Origin of the sequence: Halorubrum sp. SP3, assembly GCF_005435195.1 — an archaeon.
Classification (GTDB): Archaea; Halobacteriota; Halobacteria; order Halobacteriales; family Haloferacaceae; genus Halorubrum; species Halorubrum sodomense.
The window spans coordinates 1-592 of the sequence record NZ_SGTU01000252.1; the positions used below are offsets into that span (position 1 = coordinate 1).

General features: G+C 56.6%; 1 protein-coding gene. It reads left to right on the forward strand.

Going from position 1 to position 592, the window contains the following annotated elements; all coding sequences use genetic code 11:
• The coding region (locus EXE42_RS16470; RefSeq protein WP_137707007.1) for an RNA-guided endonuclease TnpB family protein at positions 1 to 493 on the forward strand (493 nt) is incomplete at its 5' end.
• Positions 494 to 592 lie beyond the last annotated feature (99 nt).

Below are 592 nucleotides of genomic sequence, written 5' to 3' on the forward strand. Positions count from 1 at the left end.
GAACCAGGTTCTCGACGAAGCTCGCGACCACGGATGTACGCACGTCGCCTTCGAGAATCTAACCGATATCCGGGATCGGATGACTGGTGCGAAGCGATTCCACACGTGGGCGTTCCGCCGATTGTACGAGTACGTGGTGTACAAATCCGAGATGCTCGACATTGAAGTCGAGCAAGTGAGTCCGGCGTACACGAGCCAGCGGTGTTCGAAGTGCGGCTTTACACACGAGAGGAATCGGCGCTCGAAACACCAGTTCGCGTGTCAGAAGTGCGACTACCAGCTGAACGCGGACTATAACGCGAGCAAGAACATCGCTCGAAAGCTGATGAAACGACTCCATTCGGGGCAGATGTCTTCGAGTGGAGGCGCACCCTGTCAGTGTGCGCTGAAGTCAGGGACGCTGAACCTGAACGGTGGATTCACCGCCAGCGTCGATTCGACGACAGAAGGGGAGTCCACTGACAAGCCCACGACTTCAGTCGTGGGCCACTGACAAGGGGCTCAGTGGAGAAAGTCGAGAACTACTAATAGACCGTGGCGAGTGTGTCGAGTGTTGTAACTCGGCATGTGGAAGTGGTGGCTCGGTAGGAAG